Raw genomic sequence first — 14,796 nt, forward strand, 5'->3', positions numbered from 1 at the left:
CTCAACCCTCGATCTGCGGAGACTGGCTACTTTGCCGGCCATTGCCGGAAATGGCCTTCAGTACGTCCATCCGTTCGCCGAACATGGCGACCGATCCGTCCTTCAGCACCATTATCTTGTCGACGCACTGAAGAAGTGCGGGTCGCTGGGTGATGGTGACGGTGGTGATGCCCTGTTTCTTGGCGTGCAGAATGGCTTTTGCCAGCGCCTGTTCGCCCTGCGTATCAAGGTTGGAGTTTGGTTCGTCCAGAACCACGAATTTTGGATCACCGAAGAATGCGCGGGCAAGCGCGATGCGCTGCTTCTGGCCGCCCGAAAGCGGTGCGCCATCGGCGGCAACCACGGTTTCGTAACCCTGCGGGAAACCGGCGATCAGCTCGTGTACGTCGGCGAGCACAGCCGCCTCGTAGATCTGCCGGTCTTCGACATCGTCACGCATGCGACAGATATTGGCCTTGATGGTGCCGGGAAACAGCTGCACGTCCTGGGGCAGATAACCGATGCTTTCACCGAATTGCCGCTGGTCCCAGTTGCGCAGGTCCATGAGGTCAAGGCGGACATTGCCGGAAGTGGGAAGGATGGAGCCGACCAGCATCTTGCCAAGCGTCGTCTTGCCGGAACCGGAATTGCCGATGATGGCGAGGGATTCACCTTTCTTCAGCGAAAAGGAAATGCCGTTCAAGATCACCTTCTTCTGCGGCGGCGGCACGAAAAGGATACGTTCCACATCCAGACGCCCTTCCGGATTGGGCAGGCGCAGACGCGGGAAATTGAGCGGTGAGGTGATGAGAAGCTGCTTGATACGGCTATAGGAGGCTGCAGATTTGTTGAACTGATGCCAGCCCTCGATCGCCCCTTCGATCGGTGCCAGCGCGCGGCCGGAAATGATGGATGCTGCGATCACCATGCCGCCGGTCAGTTCGCCTGCGAGAGACAGATGCGCGCCCCAGCCCAGGAGTGCCACCTGCGTGATCATGCGGGCTGCTTTGGAAACACCTGAGAACATGATGTTGCGATCCTGCGCCGCCACATGCGACTTCAGTGATCCGGCTGTTTCACGACCCCACATCTTCACGGCCTCTGGGATCATCGCCATGGCATTGATGATCTGCGAGTTGCGCGACATGGAATCAAGATGGAAATTGGCGCGGCTCAGATAACCGGAGGCTTCCGCGAACTGTCTGGCGGTGAAGCGCTGGTTCAGCCAGGCTATGATGAACAGCACCGCGCAGCAGACCATGATGATGATGCCGAGATGCGGATGTACAAGATAGACCACCACGATGAAGAGGGGCATCAACGGCGCATCGAGAAAGGCGATCAGGGTGCCGGAGGTAATGAAGGAACGCAGCTGCTGCAGGTCCTGTAGGATCTGGTAGTCCTTTCCGCTGCCATGCAGGGAGGCACGGGCCGCTGCCGACAGAATCGGCGCTCCAAGCTGCACTTCAAGCTCGACAGCGGTGCGCATCAGGATGAAGCGCCGGATGGCGTCCATGAAGGCTTGCAACAGAACCGCGCCGAGAACGGCGACCGTCAGCATGACGAGGGTATCCATGGAGCGGCTTGTCAGGACCCGGTCCGAGATTTGAAACAGATAGAGCGGGATGGCAAGCAGCAGAACGTTGATGGCGATGGTGAACAGCATCACGATCGCCATGTTGCGCCGTATCGCGGCGATGCCCTTGGCGAGGCTGGCGGCGAAATTGACGGGTTCACTGCGCTTGTGGAAGCCGCTCTGGCTTCCGCCGCCGCCTCCGCCACCACCGCCATTCTCCGTCGGCTCCTTGCCGTTGCCGCCGCCGCCCGTCATCGGACGGCGCTCGTTTTCACGGATAGGCCCGTCATTATTGTCGATTGTTTTGACGAAGGGCAGGTCGGGTGCGCTTTTCAGCTCGGTATTGTCCACCTTTGCTTCCGGCTCAGGCGGTGAGGCGGGGTGCCGGTCTTGCTGCGGCGGCACTGGCCTTTCCTGCGGAACGTCACGCATTTGCGGTTGTTCGGCGTATGGGGAATGTTGCGGAAGGGGCCGGGGCGGTGTGATCTCAGGGGAGGGCGGGGCTGCTTTCGCGGTCGGTTCCGCGCCGGACAGGTGACGCAGGTTTTCGACGGCCTCGTTTATGGCCAAAATGCAGGCATCAGTCAGCTTGCTGTCTTCCGCATCCTGATCCAGCGGCAAGTCCAGCGAGTGCCCGACGGCAATGGTTTTTCTTGAAATATGATCCATTTTTTTATTAATCCCCTCGGTGATCTCGCGGTTTCTGCGGCTTTGGCGGCGGGCGTTTCTCCCCGCCTGTCAAAACCTATGCAGTGACCGCCTGCATGACGTCGGATGAATGCGCGCTCGACCACGACATGTCGTGACCGGCGTTGATGACGCCATCGGATTCATTCTGAATGGTGGCGGGATCGTCGTGCAGAAACGCGATAACTTCGTTTGCCAGCTGCTGGCCTTGGTGACCCGGTTGCGACGCATCGTTTTCGATGATGCCGCCCTGTATAAGGATAGCATCCGAATAAAGCCCGCCTGCGACGTAGGTGGTGGAACCGAAGCTGTCGTAATCGATAATCTGCGCGAGATTGATGACGGCGTTGCTGCCGGTATCGATATGGATCGTGACGTTCTCGTTGTTTTCGAGAATCTTTGCGGCTGCCTGCGTCACATAGTCGGAATCGCCCAGCACGCTCACCTGTTTGATGATGCTGACGTCATAAAGATTGCCAGTGATGTAAAGGACGTTGATCCCCTGATAGCCCGCAAAATTGGCATCGTGGGCAAGCGCGTCCGGCATGTTCGGATCACGCTCGTTAATCGCTTTCACCGTCTGCGCCATGTAGTCCGGCATGGTTTCGAAACGGTCGTTGCTACCGACATTGTGAATGCTTGCGTCGTTCCACAACAGGTTGTTGCCGGACTGAACGGTGGCGCCCTCAGGCGCGTCGGGGTTGGCGCAGATCCAGTCATTGTCGTAAAGCACGGCGATCTGGCTGATGAGGTTCATGTCCAGCACATTGCCGCCGACGATGACCAGATCGTACTGCATGCCGATGCCGAGGAAATTGGCGATGTTGAGGGCAGCGTTGCCACCGCTCAGCAAGCTGACGCTGGCACCCGAAGAGGTAACCGTCAGTGTGTCGTTGTCGCTGATGAACTGGTACTGCTCGATCCAGTGGACGAAAGACACGTCTCCTTCGAGGACGCTGACACGCCAGGCGGTGGGAAATATTGGCGTTTCACCACTATCGTGGCTGCTGTCGGCGCTTTCCGCCCCCGGATAAACACTGCGTGAGAAGGTCGCAATATTGTAGGCGGCGGTTGCGTCATGGTCTTCGGACTGCGTGAAAACGGAATCGACCTCATCGCGGTCGCTATAGACATAGGCCTGGGTGATTGCGTCGATCTGGTGATAATCGCCCATGACGGTGGTGACGGAGGCCATGACGGCAGTATTGACCAGCGTTGCTATGTTGGCGACGACATTTGCGCCGGCAGCCACATCGAGGCTGTTTCCGGCGGGGCTATCCTCATGCAGCGAAACATCGCTCTTTTCCGGCTCTTCAGCGGGCTTGGCAATGCCACGATCCGGCATGAAGTCGTCGAGCGTTGGCTTTTCGCTTGCCATGGAGCCATTGATGTAGAGGCCGTTGATGTCATTGCCGGCGAGAACGAAATCCTGTTCCGCGCCGGTTCCAAGGGACGTCACGTCATTTTCGCGCGCATGGTCGATATAATCATGTGCTGATTTGGCGAGCGCCTGCAACGCGTCGTAGCTGTCGGTGCGCTGGAAAACGGAAAAGGGCGTGAAGACGGCTGCTTCGTTATAGAACTCGACGGTGCGCTGGGTCACGAAACTGGTGTCGCGCGCCACATTGGGGCCGTCCGTCATGTTCAGATAGTCGTCGTCCTGAAGAATGTTGACCTGCGTGACATGGGCGATAACGGAGCCAGGGCCGGTGTGCACCACCAGTTCGCGTTCTTGCTCAAAGGAGACACTGCCCGGAAAACGGAAATGCGCCGCTGACATATCGACCGGTATCGCATTTGCAAGCTGCTGCATGTCGTGTTCGACCATGCGAGCGAAATGCGGTTGCAGATAGTCGAAGTCGTAATAGCCGGCGCGATATTTAACGCCGGGATCGTAATCCTGAAGCTGCAAGTCGTAGTTCTTGTCTAGCAGTCTTGCCGCGTCATCATCCGACAACCGGTCTTGGTTAGCGTGTGCCGTGCCTTCGGCATAGTTGCTTCTTAGACGCGCTTCCTCGATCACCGTGTCGAACAGGCCGATGAAATGCGCAATCATGTCTGAAATTCTGTCGATTTGCATTGCAGGTCCCTCCCTGATCATCGCGGCAGAGCCTGGGCGGCGGGCGGCACACGTCCAAGAGGCGGTGCTTCGTCTTCGCGCAAACCCGGTCCTTCAACCGCAAACTGCACCGGCGAATGCCGGTGCAGCTTTTTTCATAGAGAGGTACTCGTCAGGAGCCGCTGTCCTCGCCGGTATCGGAAACATGCGAGTTACCGCCTGTGACCGAGACATCAACGGCATTGGAGAGCATGTTGGCGCCCTGCACCAGTTCCAGATGGAAGCCGGAGTTTGCAAGGATAGCCGATGCATCTGCAGTGCTGGTACCCGCAGCGTCGTCGCCAGCCTTGAGGTCCCATCCCTTGCCGTCCATGCCTTCTGCGCCAAAGGCGTCGCCGGCATTCGCGCTCAGGTGGTTCTGGGCACCACCATTGTCCATCCTGACATCCCAGGCCTGATCCTGATCCGCCAGGTGGTTGGCCTGCACAAGGCTGAAGCCCGTGTCGTTGCCTTCGCCGTTGAGCGAGCTGTTGAGGATATTGTCGACATCAAGTGTGAAGGAGAAGTCGTCACCGAGGTTAAAGGTGAGGTCTCCGCCAGCGATGCCGAGATTGCCGACATCCTTGACGCCGGCGATGTTGCCGAAGTCGTCATCCGACTTGTAGAAACTGTCAGCGGAGTTGAAGCTGTCGGAAGTCGTCGTTGTTGTTGTTGTCGTGTCGTCGTCGGAATAGGAGAAGGTCTTGGTGTCCGTATCCGTGACCGTCTTCACGTTGGTGTCGTTGTCGCTGTACGACTTGCTTTCATAGCTCCAGTCGTAATCGGTCTTGATTTCGGTGCTGGTTTCGGTGCTCGTCTTTACGGTCGTATCGTTGTCGCTGTAAGACTTGCTGTCATAGCTCCAGTCATAGTCGTTGTCGCGATTGTCGCCGTTGCCCACTGCAACGTCGATTTTGGCGTCAACATCCACATTGGTGCTGTTGTCGCTGTTGTCGTTGTTGCGGTTTTCACCGTTTGCGGTGCCGACGTTGCTGTCGTCCACCTTTGCGTCATTGGTCGAGGTGTTGGCGAAACCCTCCGAAAGCGCGCCAATCTTGGTGATGTCGTCGCCCGCAGGCTGTGGATTGTAACCCATGTCGATTTCCTCCGAAAAAGCTCGGAGCAGCTTTCGAAATCCCTCTCATCTAAAACGGGATTTTTTCGCGCTTGCTCCGCGTTGCACAAAGATTGATGTTCTGCAGATGCACTCGGTACGTCTCATCTGCGGCTTGGCATCGGCCCGTAACCGGGCTCTTCTCGTTCAGCCCTTGTGCGCTACTCGGTATTAAGGCGCACAAATCCGTTCCTCGCTCCGTTGGGAGCGCGGTGGCTTCGTCTTTTTGCTTTCGTTATGTCTTGAAAAGGAACCGGCGTTTGCAAACACACGTCAAAGGCCGGGGTTGTCTTTCCATCGGTCACTGTTTGCAGCGACGGTCAGACTGTGCAGCAGAAAAATCGCGCTTCCTAGCTATCAATTCGGGCTAAACATATCGGCACCCTTACCACCAATATATATGTCGGAAGGCGGTCGCATGGAGATTTGCAGCCGGTTCAGACGCAAATAATTGCGCTCAGGCCGGGAAAAGCTGCTTTTTCTAAAAATATGGTCAATGGCGGTGAGAAGGGTCCCTATCCCGAAATGGCACATTCCGGAAGCTCGTTTGCCGGGCAGGTATGTAAAGGGATATCAACCAAAAGTTATATTTTTCCGGATTGCAAAACCGGAGCGAAAGCTTTTCCGATGTGTTTGTTTTTACACTGGTTCCGGGCTCAACGATTCATTACGGGCGTAACCAATTTTGTACGTCAATTGCAAGAAATAACCCATTTGGGCCATTTCTTTGCACAGCTTTTCGTATTAGCCTCCTTAATTAACGGGTAATTAATGATAGTTGACATGGCGTGAAGCGGGAGTTGCCCCATTTGTTTCTAGGGGTATCCCGGCGAATGACAGAGCACACAACCAAAAAGAACGTAATGCGTAGCGCTTTAGGGGAGACGTCGATGTTCATGGGAACTTCAGATTATGCGGCAAAACAAAGTGGAGCCGTTGCGCCTATAAATGGAACTTTATTGATCATCGCGGATCCGGACCTGTTTTCCGAGTGCCTCGTGGAGGCGCTGGGCAAAAAGTTCCCTACATTCGCTGTGATGAGCGTTATGTCGTCGGCAACGATCGACGATGACTATGGCGCCGATCTCCGGCTGGTCCTGCCGTACCGCATGTCGGGCGAGCGGCTTCATAGCGTTCTTTCGGCCGTCCGCGAAAAGCATCCGGATGCCCCAATTGCACTTGTCGTCGAAACCATCGACAAGTTTGAGGAGCCGCTGAAGCAACTGGTGGGGATGCGTATCATCGATGGCGTGCTGCCGCTTAATCTGCGGCTCGACGTTTTCATGGCTGCGGTTGATCTCCTCATGAAGGGCGGGGAGCATTTTCCCGCTGCCCTTCTCGGCAAGCTCACCCCCTATTCCCAGGCCGTGAACGGCAAAAGCGTTCAAGGCAACGCCGTGATCGCCAACCGCGCCGACGCTCTTGCCGTCAGCAAGAGTGAAATGGCGGCGCTGACGACGCGCGAGGTACAGATCCTCGACCTGCTTTGCAAGGGAACGCAAAACAAGATCATCGCCGACCGGCTTCACCTGTCCGAGAATACCGTGAAGGTGCACGTTCGCAACATCTACAAGAAGATGAATGTGCGCAACCGAACGGAGGCAGCGTCGCGCTTCTTTCACAAGGACGACGACGCGGCTATCTCCGGCTGGAGAAACTGAACATCTGGCGGCCTGATGCCGCGAGGACGCCAGTTTCAAGCAGAGGTTATGCCTGAGGCTCAGGGCCTCAGGAAACAGCGGGACTTCTGACCAAATCCGCTCGGTGAGCAGATATAGGGAGAAGAACCGGAATAGGAATGCCGCGGCGATATCGTCGGTGTGTCGTAAGTATCGGCAACAAGCGTGACGGCTGCGTTGCCTGTCTTGTCATAGCCGTAGGACGCCTTGGCTGGAGCAACCCGGCTCTTGATCGTCGCCGTATTAGCAGATGCGGTCTTGATCAGAACGGCATCTTCAACGACGGAGCACGAGGCCGTTGCGAAAGTGAACGTCGCAAGTGCGGCGGCAACAAGTGCAAAACGACAGCGGCGGGCCGCTTTGCTGTTATGGGAATAAGGCATTTCATTCATGATGTATGTCCCCTGAAATCGACTAGCTGTCGCATCTCGCCGGGTGGTTTTGCCCCGGTGGACCGAGCCTTACAAAACCAGAATAGTCCCGACTGGTTGAGCGAAGCTTGCGCTAATGCTCAATAAGAAAGGCATAATGGAGGCGTAGTTAAAAAGTATTAAATCGAGTGATTAATACGAGTAATTCGGGGTAATCAATTGTAATATTTCGATAAAATAAAGTTGACCTGTTTTATGACGCGCCTATCATAAAAGTTGAAATATATCGAATCCAAATATTAAAGCCTCCAGAAGAAATAAAAACCGGAGGTGACATTCGAAATATCATGCAATCTGAAGTTTGATCTAGTTCAAGTCGAATCAGCCGGGCTGGTTCCTCATTGGGAGGAGTGTGTAATGCGTAATTTCGTTCCCAACGACCATGACAACGGCGCTACAATCTATTCCGAGTGGCGGCCAGGCCAGCGCGTTCTGGTCAACGGCGGGGCTGGTTTCCTTGGCTCCCATCTTTGCGAACGTCTGTTGGCTTGCGGTCATGAGGTGATCTGTCTCGACGATCTCTCGACTGGACGGACCGTGAATGTTGAGCATTTGCAAGCCAACAAGCGGTTTTTGATGGTCGAGCATGATGTCCGCAAGCCCTATGACATCGACGTCTCGCTGATCTTCAACTTCGCGTCGCCGGCCTCGCCGCCGGACTACCAGCGTGATCCAGTCGGCACCCTGCTTACCAATGTGCTCGGCGCGGTCAACGTTCTCGAAGTCGCTCGCAGATGCGGTGCAACCGTGGTGCAATCCTCGACATCGGAAGTCTATGGCGACCCGCTCGTCAATCCGCAGCCGGAAAGCTATTTCGGCAACGTAAATACAATCGGGCCGCGAGCCTGCTACGATGAGGGCAAGCGCAGCGCCGAAACGCTTTTTTTCGATTATCACCGCTTTTATGGTGTCGATATCAAGGTTGGGCGCATCTTCAACACCTATGGGCCGCGCATGCGCCCCGATGACGGGCGGGTGGTCTCCAACTTCATCGTCCAGGCGCTGAAGGGGTCGGACATCACCATTTATGGCGACGGCAGCCAAACGCGCTCCTTCTGCTACGTCGATGATCTGATCGACGGGTTCCTGCGTTTTTCAGCCAAGCCGAAGGATTGCACCGGACCGATCAATCTCGGCAACCCGAGCGAAATTCCGGTGCGGCAGCTGGCCGATATCGTCATCCGCATGACGAATTCCCGCTCGCGCATCGTGCATCTGCCCGCCGCGATCGATGATCCGCAGCAGCGTCGTCCCGATATTTCGCGTGCCAAGGAAATGCTCAGATGGCAACCGCGCGTACCGCTCGAAACCGGTCTGGAGAAAACCATCGTCTATTTCGATGCGCTGCTGGCCGGCAAGAAGGTTGCGGAGGCCGTATGAGATGTCCCGTACAATCCTCGTCACGGGCGGGGCCGGATTCATAGGCAGCCACATCTGCAAGGCGCTGGCGCATTCCGGCTTCAAGCCCATTGCTTACGATAATCTCTCGACGGGTCACGCGGATTCAGTTCGCTGGGGTCCCTTCATTGACGGTGACATTCTGGATCGTAGTCTCTTGAAGGCCACGCTCAAGGAGTTCTCGCCAGCCTTCGTCATCCATTGCGCCGCAAATGCCTATGTTGGCGAATCCGTCGAGGATCCGCGCAAATATTACCGCAACAATGTCGGCGGCAGTCTGGCGCTTCTGGATGCCTGTCTCGACCAGAATATCGGCGGGCTGGTATTTTCCTCCAGCTGCGCCACCTATGGCGTGCCGCCGCAATTACCGATCCGCGAGGAAACGGCGCAGATGCCGGTCAATCCCTACGGTCGTACGAAGCTGATTTTCGAAATGGCGCTCGATGATTACGCTGCCGCCTATGGCATGCGTTTCGTCGCGCTGCGCTACTTCAATGCGGCGGGTGCCGACCCGGATGGCGAACTTTACGAACGCCACGAGCCGGAAACCCATCTGATCCCCCGGGCACTGATGGCTGCCGCCTCGCGGCTGCCGCAACTTGATGTATTCGGCCAGGATTACGACACCAGCGACGGCACCTGTATCCGCGACTACATCCATGTCAGCGATCTGGCTGATGCCCATGTGGCCGCCGTCAACTATCTTTCCGATGGCGGCGAGACCCTGCGTGTCAATCTCGGCTCCGGCCACGGCACATCGGTCGGGGATATCATCCGCGCGATCCATCGCGTCACGGGACAGGAAGTGCCGGTGCATTTCGGCGCAAGGCGCGCCGGTGATCCGCCCGCCCTGTTCGCTGATATAGAAAGAGCGAGGGCGACCCTCGGCTTTGCGCCGAAGCGCTCCGATATAGACACCATCATCCGCACGGCTGGTCCCGGCTTCGGGCTGGAGGTGCTGTCATGAAAGCCCGCTCTACCCCTTCCGTACCATCATCGCGTCCCGTCGCGGGCCAATTGCCAATGCTGCCCGTCTTCACCGGCTGGAACCGCATGGCCTATCGTCTCGGCATTGGCGGTTGGCTGGTGACGCTTGCCTATTTCTGGATCTGGTGGCTGGACCGGGATCGGGTCATCGACTGGCCGTATTTTACGGTCGTTACGGTAACGCTCGCGTGGATCACGCTTCTGCCGTCCTATTTCATCTTCATCTTCCTGAACGCCAGGGTCGTCGACCGGCGCTCTCCTCTGCCGCAGGGCAGGGTGGCGATGGTTGTAACCAAGGCGCCATCGGAGCCTTTTACCGTAGTACAAAAGACGCTGCAGGCCATGCTGGAGCAGAAGGGCCTGGAATTCGACGTGTGGCTTGCGGATGAGGACCCGGATGCGCAAACGTTGAAATGGTGCGGCGCGCACGGTGTTTTCGTTTCGACGCGGAAGGGTGTCGTCGATTATCACCGCAAGACATGGCCTCGCCGCACCCGTTGCAAGGAAGGCAATCTCGCTTATTTCTACGATCATTACGGGTATGAGCGTTATGATTTCGTCGCGCAATTCGACGCCGATCACGTTCCGGAACCGGACTATCTGAGTGAAATCATCCGTCCTTTCGCCGATCCGGCGGTTGGATATGTCTCCGCACCAAGCATCTGCGATGCCAATGCAAAGGAAAGCTGGGCTGCGCGTGGCAGGCTTTATGCCGAGGCAAGCCTGCACGGCGCCTTGCAACTGGGTTACAACAACAGCTGGGCGCCGCTTTGTATCGGCTCGCATTATGCCGTGCGCACCAAAGCCCTGCGTGAGGTGGGCGGTCTGGGACCCGAGCTTGCCGAGGACCATTCCACCACGCTTTTGATGAACGCGGGCGGCTGGCGCGGCGTCCACGCTGTCAACGCAATCGCGCATGGCGACGGGCCGGTGACTTTTACCGATCTCGTGGTGCAGGAATTCCAGTGGTCACGCAGTCTGATGACCATCCTCTTGCAATATTCGCGGCATTACGTGCCGAAGCTTCCCTTGCGGTTGAAATTCCAGTTCCTGTTTTCACAGCTCTGGTATCCCCTGTTTTCCGGCTTCATGGCACTGATGTTCGTGCTTCCCGCTTTTGCACTGTTGAGCGGCCAGGTACTCGTCAATGCCTCCTATCCAGTGTTTCTGGCGCATTTCCTGCCGATTTCACTCATCATGATCGTGTTCGCCTTTTTCTGGCGGGCCACGGGGGCCTTTCGCCCGCATGATGCGAAACTCTTCGGGTGGGAAGCCATCGTGTTTCTGTTCCTGCGCTGGCCCTGGTCGTTGATGGGTGTGCTTGCGGCGATACGCGATACGATCCGTGGTGATTTCGTCGACTTTCGCATTACACCCAAGGGCACGCAGGCAAAACCGCCGCTGCCGCTGCGCGTAATCGCGCCTTACATGGTTCTGGCGGCACTAAGCCTTCTCGCGATGGTGCTGGCGCCGCGTGAAAACGCTGCGGAAGGTTTCTTCGTCTTCGCCGCGATCAATGTGGCGATCTACGCGGGCCTTTCGGTTTTTCTTCTCGTCCGACACACCATGGAAAACGGCTTGCCACGGCTGCCGGCATTGCGCGGTGGGGCGACGGTTGCCGCCTGTTCGTTGCTGCTTGTGGCAGGTAGTGCCGCGGAACTCAGCTCCCATGCGATTGGTGGGCTGGAGGCCCTGTCGCACGGGCAACCCTATGTCAGCTTCACCGAAACGCGGTTCACCGTGGCCGGTGCTGGCGTGGAGGGAGCGAGATCGGTGCGTCTGAAACTGCGCATCGTACTGCCGGGAATGCCCGGAATTCGAAACATGCAGGCGGAGCCCATGGTGCCGCCGCCGGTCATGACAACCGGAGAAATCATGCTGGCCGACAATAGGGTCGGACAATAGAAGGAGGAGGCTGTGATGAGAACAACAATAAGCAAATGCGGGTTCTCCGCTTTCGTACTCTGCCTTGCGGTGATCGCGCCAAGTGCCGTCCACGCCGCGGGCGGCACGAAGACGCCGAAACCGCTCCGGACCAGCGAAGTCGTAGATATGTATTACGACAAGACCTGGAAATGGGAGACTGGTGGCGGACGCTTCATCGCCGATGGCCGCAAGTTCATCGCCCTGACTGAAGAGAAAGGCAAGAAGGCCGTCGGTGAAGGCCGCTGGACCGTCGATGCCAAAGGTACGCTGTGCATGCGCGCTACCTGGAAAACCGATGCCGGAAACGGCAAGGCCGACACGTGTTTCGACCACGGTCGCATCGGTCAGGTGCTTTACCAGCGCAAGCAGGGCGGGCCCTGGTACGTCTTCCGGCATAATCCGCCACGGCCCGGAGATGAATTCCTGAAACTTGTCCGCAAGGACGACGTCACCCCGCAAATCGCCGCCTATGGCAAGGCGATGACTGCGACGAGGTAGGAGGAAAGTGTCATGCAAATAACAAGAAGAAGACTGCTCTTTGCAAGCGGGGCTGCTGTTGCTGCTTCAGCCAGCATGTACCCCATATTCAAACTGGATGCCCAGGGGGTCGCGCCCATGGGCTCCACGGGCATGAAGACGCTTGCCGACAAACGTCCGACATTGCACGCGGATGGTATACGCTTCGGCGCCTACGATCCGCACGGCGATTTCACCGGCCAGACCGGGGTGGCGACGGAACATCTGTTCCTGCCCTGGGAGGACGTGGATCTCGACAGCCTCGCGCTCGCAGACGCTTACGCTCTGGAGCGCAAGCGTAATGTCCTGATCACGGTCGAACCCTGGTCATGGGACGTCAACTGGCGGCTCACCTCCGACGAGTTGCGCCGCAAGGTGATGGGAGGCGACTACGACAAGAACATGCAGGCGATCGCCGCACGCATGTCCGCAATGAAGAGCCCGCTGATCCTGCGTTGGGGACAGGAAATGGAAGACACATCCGGCCGCTTCTCGTGGTCGGGCTGGAACCCGCAGGACTATATCACGGCCTACAAACGCATGGTGGACATGACCCGCAAGGCGGTCCCCGGCGTCAAGGTGATGTGGTCGCCGAAAGGTCTCGACGGTCTGCGCGCTTACTATCCTGGTGACAATTACGCGGACCTGGTCGGTCTCTCGGTCTTCGGTCTCGAGGACTATGACAAGATCGAATATGGCGGGCCGCAGAAGTTCACCGATCTCCTGCGCAAGGGCTATGGGCTTGTCGAAACCTTCAATAAACCGGTCTGGGTTGCTGAACTGGGTTATGAAGGCGGCGATTCCTACGTCCGTCCATGGATGAACGACGTGACGCTGAAACAGGCGGATTTTCCAAAGCTGGAAGAGGTCGTCTATTTCAACGACAAGGACGTGCATCCATGGCCGCACAATCTCGGCAAGCCCGACTGGCGCGTTGTGCGCCCGGCGCGGCTTAACTGAGGCTGGAGCGGGTAGAGCGGACGCCCGGCCCGCTCGCCCGCCCGGACTCTAATGGCTGGAGGCGAGTACGGCCTCGGCCTCATAGATGGCGCAGACGATGTGGTAGAAAGTGCTGGCCGGTGCCGGTTCGTCCAGCATCGGCTTGTCGGCCGGCCATTTGTCGAACCAAAGTCCTTTGACCGGGGTGTCGAGGAAAGGCTGCAGCGCGCCGATGGCCCTCAGGCCCGAGGCAAGATAACGCTGTCTTTCTTCACCAATGGTCACGCTGGCAAGGCGCAAGGCTGCCTTCAGCCATTCCGTCTGCGGCCAGAGCCGTGCCAGCCCGTCATGTACCGAAAAATCATCGTACAAGCTCATGATCGCGACCTTGCGGCGTGGGCAGATGCCATGCGCTTCGCCGATCTCGAACATGCGCTTGGCCTTGGCGATTGCCTCGCCATTGTTGCGCAGGCTGCCCCAGCGCACCAGAAGCCAGGCCCATTCGAACTGGTGACCGGGCTCCATGATGCGGCCCTTCTCACCTTCAAACGGCATCCAGTCATGGCCGAAGAATTCGCGTAGCCCGCCATTGGTGCCATCGATGAAGCGGGTGAGTGCAAGGCCGGCGATCTCGTCGGCCAGCGCGGTCCATGGACCTTCGGGGTCCTGCACTTCCCAGGCAAGCATCGCCTCGAAAAGATGCATATGCGGATTGGAGCACAGCGGCGTGCGCGGCGGGTTCGCTTCCTCAAAGCCGGCGACGGGGTGTTTGTAGTCGCGATTGAGGACGGCGAGGATCTCGAGCGCCCGGGCACGCATCTCGTCCTTGCGGTCGGGAAGGGCTGCGGCCGTCTGTGCTGCGGCGAAAAGCGCGAAAGCCTGATTGTAGAGATCGAAGGACGGATCGATCAGCTTGCCGGTCTGGTCGGCGAGGTTGCCGTAAAGGCCGTTATCGAGGGCGATAGACCTTTTCGAACCAGCTCAGCCCATGCAGCAACGCATCCTTCCACGGACCCTGCCAGCCGTTCTGGCCGGCGGCAGCGAAACAATAGGCCTGACGAGGCTGCACGCGGGCGCGGCGGTCATCAGAAAAAACCGGTTTCGCATCCTGGCCCAGGCGCTCGTAAAAACCGCCGTCCGGACGGGCGGAGCCCACCTCCCACCACAGCGGTAGCGCGTCCTCTTCAAGCCATTTCCGTAAGGTTCCGATCTCTTCGGCAAGCGCCTGCGAGATACTCGGAAATTGCACAGTCATGCGTCAACTCTCTGTTTTTACAGTTGAATGAAAAAAGTGATCAATAAAAATACGTCATTATAGACGCAAGTAGACCATGGGACATATTGCGCTGCAACCGTAAAAATATCGACCTCACGCCGAGCGAACCCGCACCAGCGCGATTTGGTTCCGTCGTCTCGTCCGGCAAAGAAGGGATCCGAAACGATTCGGAGGCCACAAAGCATCAGAA

General features: G+C 57.6%; 10 protein-coding genes and 1 pseudogene. 6 read left to right on the forward strand and 5 right to left on the reverse strand.

Going from position 1 to position 14,796, the window contains the following annotated elements; translation table 11 throughout:
- Position 1: 1 nt before the first annotated feature.
- The 3 genes from QE432_RS07165 to QE432_RS07175 all read right to left on the reverse strand — a co-directional run bounded on the left by QE432_RS07165 (position 2) and on the right by QE432_RS07175 (position 5,436).
- Positions 2-2,224 (reverse strand): type I secretion system permease/ATPase, encoded by a 2,223-nt coding sequence (locus tag QE432_RS07165; protein ID WP_065687764.1) that lies wholly within the window; start codon positions 2,222-2,224, stop codon positions 2-4.
- A gap of 76 nt (positions 2,225-2,300) precedes the next feature.
- Positions 2,301-4,322, reverse strand: a complete 2,022-nt coding sequence (locus QE432_RS07170) for a hypothetical protein (protein ID WP_065687763.1) — start codon at positions 4,320-4,322, stop codon at positions 2,301-2,303.
- A gap of 151 nt (positions 4,323-4,473) precedes the next feature.
- The gene (locus tag QE432_RS07175; RefSeq protein WP_035199459.1) at positions 4,474-5,436 is read right to left on the reverse strand and encodes a hypothetical protein; all 963 of its coding nucleotides are present in this window, start codon (positions 5,434-5,436) and stop codon (positions 4,474-4,476) included.
- Positions 5,437-6,344: 908 nt separating this feature from the next.
- Between QE432_RS07175 and QE432_RS07180 the strand changes: the two genes are divergently transcribed.
- The gene (locus tag QE432_RS07180) at positions 6,345-7,115 is read left to right on the forward strand and encodes a response regulator transcription factor (protein ID WP_065687762.1); all 771 of its coding nucleotides are present in this window, start codon (positions 6,345-6,347) and stop codon (positions 7,113-7,115) included.
- 59 nt (positions 7,116-7,174) lie between these two features.
- Here QE432_RS07180 and QE432_RS07185 read toward each other — a convergent pair whose 3' ends face one another.
- Positions 7,175-7,525: a hypothetical protein gene (locus QE432_RS07185; RefSeq protein WP_013761572.1), complete on the reverse strand. Its 351-nt coding sequence runs from the start codon at positions 7,523-7,525 to the stop codon at positions 7,175-7,177.
- Positions 7,526-7,921: 396 nt separating this feature from the next.
- Here QE432_RS07185 and QE432_RS07190 point away from each other — a divergent pair, with 396 nt between their 5' ends.
- The 5 genes from QE432_RS07190 to QE432_RS07210 are packed head-to-tail and all read left to right on the forward strand — an operon-like array spanning position 7,922 to position 13,351.
- Positions 7,922-8,944, forward strand: a complete 1,023-nt coding sequence (locus QE432_RS07190) for a UDP-glucuronic acid decarboxylase family protein (protein ID WP_019564672.1) — start codon at positions 7,922-7,924, stop codon at positions 8,942-8,944.
- Position 8,945: 1 nt separating this feature from the next.
- On the forward strand, positions 8,946-9,929 hold the full coding sequence (gene galE, locus QE432_RS07195) for a UDP-glucose 4-epimerase GalE (protein WP_065687761.1): 984 nt from the start codon (positions 8,946-8,948) through the stop codon (positions 9,927-9,929).
- Positions 9,926-11,854, forward strand: a complete 1,929-nt coding sequence (locus tag QE432_RS07200) for a glycosyltransferase family 2 protein (RefSeq protein WP_065687760.1) — start codon at positions 9,926-9,928, stop codon at positions 11,852-11,854. The genes galE and QE432_RS07200 overlap by 4 nt, the downstream gene beginning before the upstream one ends.
- Before the next feature lie 15 nt (positions 11,855-11,869).
- Positions 11,870-12,373 (forward strand): DUF995 domain-containing protein, encoded by a 504-nt coding sequence (locus QE432_RS07205; RefSeq protein ID WP_003510879.1) that lies wholly within the window; start codon positions 11,870-11,872, stop codon positions 12,371-12,373.
- A 12-nt stretch (positions 12,374-12,385) separates the two neighbouring features.
- Positions 12,386-13,351, forward strand: coding sequence for a glycoside hydrolase family 26 protein (locus QE432_RS07210; protein ID WP_003510877.1), 966 nt, complete (start codon positions 12,386-12,388; stop codon positions 13,349-13,351).
- Between the two features lie 48 nt (positions 13,352-13,399).
- Here QE432_RS07210 and QE432_RS07215 read toward each other — a convergent pair.
- A pseudogene (locus tag QE432_RS07215) lies at positions 13,400-14,585 on the reverse strand (AGE family epimerase/isomerase).
- Positions 14,586-14,796: the final 211 nt, after the last annotated feature.

Source organism: Agrobacterium sp. SORGH_AS_0745 (assembly GCF_030818995.1).
In the GTDB taxonomy this organism is placed as follows: domain Bacteria; phylum Pseudomonadota; class Alphaproteobacteria; order Rhizobiales; family Rhizobiaceae; genus Agrobacterium; species Agrobacterium tumefaciens.